The 5,932-nt window shown below is 45.7% G+C and carries 6 protein-coding genes; all 6 read left to right on the top strand.

What is annotated here, in order from left to right:
- The first annotated feature begins 339 nt into the window (after nucleotides 1–339).
- Nucleotides 340–2,961 carry a TRAP transporter fused permease subunit gene (locus tag R4I06_RS04185; protein ID WP_334414322.1) on the top strand — a complete coding sequence of 874 codons (2,622 nt, stop codon included), beginning with the start codon at nucleotides 340–342 and terminating at the stop codon, nucleotides 2,959–2,961.
- A 3-nt stretch (nucleotides 2,962–2,964) separates the two neighbouring features.
- Nucleotides 2,965–3,570, top strand: coding sequence for a CvpA family protein (locus R4I06_RS04180; RefSeq protein ID WP_334414321.1), 606 nt, complete (start codon nucleotides 2,965–2,967; stop codon nucleotides 3,568–3,570).
- A gap of 70 nt (nucleotides 3,571–3,640) precedes the next feature.
- A complete protein-coding gene (gene rpsF, locus R4I06_RS04175) occupies nucleotides 3,641–3,970 on the top strand; it encodes a 30S ribosomal protein S6 (RefSeq protein WP_334414320.1) in 330 nt (109 codons plus the stop codon).
- A 76-nt stretch (nucleotides 3,971–4,046) separates the two neighbouring features.
- On the top strand, nucleotides 4,047–4,274 hold the full coding sequence (rpsR, locus tag R4I06_RS04170; protein ID WP_334414323.1) for a 30S ribosomal protein S18: 228 nt from the start codon (nucleotides 4,047–4,049) through the stop codon (nucleotides 4,272–4,274).
- A gap of 19 nt (nucleotides 4,275–4,293) precedes the next feature.
- Nucleotides 4,294–4,887, top strand: coding sequence for a 50S ribosomal protein L9 (gene rplI, locus R4I06_RS04165; protein WP_334414318.1), 594 nt, complete (start codon nucleotides 4,294–4,296; stop codon nucleotides 4,885–4,887).
- A 48-nt stretch (nucleotides 4,888–4,935) separates the two neighbouring features.
- Nucleotides 4,936–5,932: serine hydroxymethyltransferase (gene glyA, locus R4I06_RS04160; RefSeq protein WP_334414317.1), on the top strand; the 997-nt coding region annotated here is incomplete at its 3' end.

The raw sequence follows: 5,932 nt of genomic DNA, 5'->3' as shown, positions 1-5,932 counted from the left end.
TACGAAAATTTTGCAAGTGAGTAGTTGTTTTCTTTGCCATATACCTAGATACTGTTCCGTGCATGGGTTCACGAGTATTAGCTGCTTAGCAGCCTTTCAAATTAGTGTGGACAGCACCCCTGAAGGTTGTATCATGCGGTAGCGAGGCGAAGCGGGGGTGGTTTTGGATTATTGGATAATGCGTAGGCTGTTGCTGGACAGTAGTGTGGATTTGCATGCTTCTTGCAATAGCAGGAGTGCGTTCTTAAGCGGAGGGGGTATTTTCGTTGACTGTATGATGTGAGGGTGGTATTTGACGGGGTGTGCTTGCGTAGTGTGTTTTGTAAGATAGCGTGAAGTATGGAATTTTGTAACGTTGAAGACAAATCTAAGTTTAAGAAATGCGTTGAGCAGGGTGTCGAGTTTTTATGGGCGCTTTTCCAGCTTTTCGTTGCTTCACCTTTGCCATTTTTAATGGCATCTCAGTATGGAGTTGGGTGGTTTATCCTAACAGGATTTAAGGTCAGAGCCTTACATCTAGTGTTTGCGCTGTTTTTATTATTCTTAGTAATCCCTGTGGTGAAGCGAGAGGACAGAGGCCGTGCACTGAAGCTGTGCGACTGGGTGATGTCGTGTCTTGCTGTGTGTTCTGTCGGGTACATATTTGTATTTTACGACGCACTATTGGAAAGAATAGCGATGCCTAATGGTCTGGATGTAACGACTGCTGTTGTGGGTATTTGTCTTGTTCTTGAAGCTGCTAGACGCGCTATAGGGTTCCCGATTGTGATAGTTGCTGCGGTTTTCTTACTCTATGCGGCATTTGGATACGCAATTCCCGGAGTTTTAGCTCACAAGGGGTACGACATTGCTTCGATTGTTTCGCACGAGTGGTTTACCTCGGAAGGAGTTTTCGGCGTCGCATTGGGTGTTTCATGCAATTTTGTATTCTTGTATGTGCTTTTCGGGTCCTTGCTAGATAAAGCTGGAGCTGGAAATTTTTTCATGAAGCTGTCGTTCGCACTACTTAGAGGAACGGTTGGAGGACCAGCTAAGGCTTCAGTGGTCGCTTCGGGCTTCATGGGCATGATGTCAGGTTCTTCTGTAGCCAATACTATTACCATTGGTTCGTTCACCATTCCTCTAATGAAAAAAATGGGGATGAGTCCTCAGAAGGCTGCCGCAATAGAGGTTTCTGCGGGAATAAACGGGCAAGTGACTCCTCCTGTCATGGGTGCTGCTGCATTTCTCATGTCAGAGTTTCTTGCTATTCCCTATTCCCACATAGTGAAACACGCGCTTGTGCCGGCGCTGCTGGTATATATAGGGCTTTTGGTGATAGTGCACTTAGAGGTGTGTAGGCTGGACGCTAGTAGAGGTGTTGAGCATGGTAGTAGCCGAGGAATCGCTCCATCATACCTCTATACTGTTATTAAGTTGCTGCTTATTGCTACCTCTACGGCGTTTTTCTTCATGCTTGCGTATGTGGTTATTGATGGAATTACCGTGGGTGGATTCCATATACCAGGACTGAAAACGGCACTAAAAAGCCTTGGAATATACGCTGTAGTGTTACTATTGGTTGCTGTATATGTGGGCATTCTTTTATGCAAGTCTGGCACCAGCGATGCCGATGAGAGTGAAGAAAAGTTTATTGCGGGAGAAAGTGGGGCTAGCGGGTGGGAAATTCTGAAGCAGGGTCTGCATTTTTTCATACCAGTTTGCATATTGGTGTGGATGCTTGTTGTGGAGAAGGCTTCTTCCGCGCTTGCGGGATTTTGGACAAATATGTTCCTCATTTTCATGCTCATCGTTGAGGATGCCGTAATATCCTTGAAGAAGAGGAACTTTGATTGCGTTTTGAGGGACCTGTGTAATGGCGCGAAAAAGGTAGGATCAGCCATGACTGCGAGTTCTAAGAATATGCTAGCTGTGGCAATTGCTACGGCTACTGCGGGCATTGTGGTAGGCGCGGTGGGTTTGACAGGATTTGGTCCCATTATAAGTGCTTTAGTAGATACCCTGGCAGGTAGTAGCGTGCTGCTGGCACTGCTAGTTACCGCGGTAATATGCATAGTGCTGGGAATGGGCATGCCCACTACAGGGTGCTACATAATTGTTTCGACTTTAGTAGTGCCCGCACTGTCGTTCATGGTGCATAAGAATGGAATGCTGACGCCCCCTGTGGCATTACACTTATTTGTGCTGTATTTTGGGTTGATGGCTGATGTAACGCCTCCTGTTGGCATTGCCTCCTATGCTGCAGCTGCTATAGCTAGAGCCAACTCGTTTAAAACGGGGGTACAGGCATTTTTATATAACATAAAAACCATGATGGTGCCGTTCATGTTTGTGTTCAACGGAAACATCATATTGTACGCAGTTGAGAGTGTAGTAGGCGCGGTAGTGTCGATACTGACCGCGCTCTTTAGCATCGTTAGTGTTTCTGCCGGTATGCAGGGATACTTTTTCAGACGCAATAAACTGTATGAGTCTGTGGCTTTGATCATGATTGGAATAGTGCTGATGTCTCCAGATTATATAGCTAGCGCTGTATCTGCTCGCAAAGTAGACATAGTAGCGCAGGATATGAAGGACGGGTACCTTACACTAAAGCGGAACGACTCAGTAACTGTGCACTACAATAAGTTCGGCTGCGAAGGTGTTAATGCAAAATCTACATATATTGTCATTCCTATCGTTAGGGACGCCAGCGGCAGTATAAGAGACGTACTCGTGGATATTGGTGGACTTGTTCTGGGGAATAATGATGGTGAGCAAGGTAGAGAAGTTTTAGATGTGGAGACGGATGGCTATGTTCTGAATTACATAGGCGCAGGCGATCACGTGACGAAATTAACGGTTCTTCACAGGAATAAAAATGGACATTATGTGAGGGTAATAGCGCTGCTGGCGCTGTGTTATCTTGCGTTCACTCAAGTATATAGGGAGAGTAAGGCAAGTAGGTTGGGCAGAGTGTAGTCTATGTTTCTGGACATTGTAGTAGTAGCTATTGTGTTATTCTTTGTTGTTCTTGGGTTCTGCAGGGGATTTATAAAGGAATTGTTGGGCATTATTGGGCTAGTTGCTACGTTTATGCTCACCAGTAGGCATCATGATGCTTTTTTTGATATGTACATATCACGTGTTGGATCTGGGATTCTTGCGGGGATCCTTTCCGGTATAACGGTGTTTGTGTGTGTCATTATATGTGTCATGTTGATAAATAGTTTTGCAATTAGGATTTTAGATCCAATAAGACATAACGCATTAGACAGGATGGCGGGCTCTATCGTGGGGGTAATGAAGAGTTTGGCTTTGTCATATGTTCTTTTCTGTGTGATAGAGACTTTTGTGTATGTGTTTGCTCCATACCCTGAAGGTGTTACTGAAATAGAGGAGGTTCGGCTTCCTGCATGGTTTGCAGACACGTACGTGTACAATGTTTTTTCTGTTGCAAGCGAATATGTTGGTGGCGTTGTGCCAGAACCCGTTTACGAGAAAGTCAGCGTTATCGTTCGTGAATTGCTGGAAAAAAAGCATTCCGTGCACGGTGCTGAGAATGGCGATGGAGTGATTAATACGTTATGATATTCCTTGATCGTGTTCCTTCGTGATGTATAATACGGGAACAGGATTATGTCATTTTGGGGGATGTGTAGTGCCTTTTTATGAATTTGCGTTTATCGCGCAGCAAGGGCTTACTCAGTACGAGTTGGAAGGATTGTCAAAGGGGCTTACTGCCTTGTTGGCCAAGATTGGAGCTGAGCTTGTGAAGTATGAGTATTGGGGCTTATTGGACTTCGCATATAGCATTGCTAAGAATAACAAAGGGCATTACTGTCTTATGTATATACGTGCCCAGCCAGCCGCTATGGACGAATTTAAGCGTAAGGTAAAATTAAATGAGGATGTACTTAGGTTTTTATGCTTGAGGGTGAGCAAGGTGCCTGAGGGGCGTTCGGCCATGATGGGAGTTGATCAGGATTAGGGGGTTTTGTGTGACGGGTGTAGGTAGCAGAAAGCGTAATGGTGGTGGTGAGTCTGGTAGTGGCTCTTACTATCCCTTGGCGCATCTAAAGAGACCATACTTTAAGAAATCGCGTGCGTGCCCATTGGCTCGCTGCGCTGATGAGGAAATAGACTATAAGAATAAGGTTTTGCTCTCGAAATTTATCTCTGAGTACGGTAGGATTTTGCCTAGTAGAATTACTTCTGTGTCTGCAAGGAGGCAAAAGCTTCTTGCTGAGGCTATAAAGAGGGCGAGATTCCTGGCGCTGTTGCCTTATTGCTGATTTATATTGTAGGTTTTTGATGTTATCTGTAATTTTGAAGTCCGGAGTCAGGGGTTTAGGCAAGGCTGGCGAGGTCGCGCGCATAAAGCCTGGGTACGCCAGGTATTTGCTATCTGAGGGCAAGGCTGTGCGGGCCACCGAAGAGAATATGGCTCTTCTTTCTGAGAAGCTCGCCGTTATAGAGGCTGAGAATAAGAAGAAGCTAGAGGAAGCGCAGAAAGTTGCTGAGTCATTGAATGCAGAATGCCTTGTAATAGTAAAACAGGCTTCTGACGATGGCAAACTGTTCGGTTCTGTTACCGTGCGTGATGTTGCTAAACTATTGTCTGAGCTGGGATACGACGTAAAGCCAAAGGACGTATTTTTCGGTGAGTACGTAAAGCGTACCGGTGAATACGATGTGAGCATAGAATTGCATGCTGATCTTGTTGCTGTTGTGAAGTTGCACGTTGTGAGAAGTGAGGCGGAGTCTGAGAAGGTTAGGGTGGATATCGCTAGAAGGAATAAAGAGCGTAGTTTGGAGAGTAGTGCTCCTGTGAGCAGTGATGGTGATAGCGCCGCTGCCGCGGAAGAGGGTAGTGAAGCTGGGGTTCAGGCTGGTGACTCTGCATAGGTGTTCCTATCTCTATAATTACGTGAGTTCCGGTTTTGAAGAGGTTTTATGGTTGGGTACATTAGTGGAGCTGACGTAGGGGAAAGGGATCCTGCCGTTGCAAATTGTCTGCTGTCTGAGTTATCCAGACAAAATGAAAATTTACAAATGATAGCGTCGGAGAATTTTGTGAGTCGTGCGGTGATGCAGGCTCAGGGTTCTGTATTGACTAATAAATACGCGGAGGGATATCCCGGCAGCAGGTATTACTCGGGTTGTTCTTCGGTAGATGTTGTAGAGGAAATTGCCATAGAGCGTCTATGTAAGCTTTTCGGATGTCAGTTCGCTAATGTTCAGCCGCACTCTGGTTCGCAGGCTAATCAGCAGGTGTTCATGGCGCTTCTCAAGCCTGGTGATACTATTCTTGGCATGGCATTGGACTGTGGTGGACATCTTACTCATGGTGCGGGGCCAAACGTATCTGGTAAATGGTTCAATGCAGTTGGGTATCCGGTAAATAAAGATACGTGTCTTATTGATATGGATGAGATAGAAGAGCTTGCGGTGTCATCCAAGCCGTCTCTTATAATTGCTGGTGCTACTTCTTACCCTCGTAAAATAGACTTTAAAGCATTTAGGCGCATAGCGGATAAGGTTGGTGCGTACTTACTTGCAGATATATCTCACTATTCGGGACTTATAGCCGGAGGACTTTATCCGTCGCCGTTTGGTCATGCTCATATAGTAACTTCCACCACGCACAAGACTCTTCGTGGTCCGCGGGGAGGTGTAATAATGACTGATGATGAGGTGTTGTATAAGAAAATAAAGACAGCGGTCTTTCCTGGAATGCAGGGTGGTCCCTTAATGCATGTTATAGCAGCTAAAGCGATAGCATTTGGAGAAGCGTTGGCTGATGATTTTAAAGAGTATGCAGGGAAAGTTGTTGAGAACTCTCGTGTGCTTGCGGAAGTGTTGTCCTCGAATGGTGTGAAGGTAGTGACCGGTGGTACTGACAGTCACATGGTTGTCGTGGATTTACGAGGGCATGGAATAAATGGTAGAG

Source organism: Anaplasma bovis, from assembly GCF_036903315.1.
GTDB lineage: Bacteria > Pseudomonadota > Alphaproteobacteria > Rickettsiales > Anaplasmataceae > Anaplasma > Anaplasma bovis.
The sequence above is the reverse complement of the archived record's forward strand: the minus strand, read 5'-3'. Positions and strand labels throughout refer to the sequence as shown.